Source organism: Methylobacterium frigidaeris (assembly GCF_022179185.1).
GTDB classification, from domain to species: Bacteria; Pseudomonadota; Alphaproteobacteria; order Rhizobiales; family Beijerinckiaceae; genus Methylobacterium; species Methylobacterium frigidaeris.
The window spans coordinates 1-255 of sequence record NZ_BPQJ01000255.1; the positions used below are offsets into that span (position 1 = coordinate 1).

Annotated in this window: 1 protein-coding gene; it reads left to right on the forward strand. The window is 74.5% G+C overall.

The window, feature by feature from the left end:
* Window positions 1-50 precede the first annotated feature (50 nt).
* The coding region (locus tag MFF64_RS37060; protein ID WP_238194046.1) for a hypothetical protein at window positions 51-255 on the forward strand (205 nt) is incomplete at its 3' end.

Below are 255 nucleotides of genomic sequence, written 5' to 3' on the forward strand. Positions count from 1 at the left end.
CCTCTCCGCCACGCAGTCCGTGTTCCGCCGAGAACCGGCGCCGCCGCGCCGTGACCGGAGACCGCTCCGACCGCCGCGCCCTGCTGACGGGCGGCCGGGTGAAGATAGGCTTCCAGCTGGCGCTGATGATGCTGCGCGACGGCGCCGCGCTGCTCCACACCTACCGGGTCCCGCAGAACACCGTCCGTCGCTTCCGGGCCGTCGTGGGCAGCCTCGCCTGGTGGCGGCGCCTCACCGTCGTCGGCATCGCCCTGC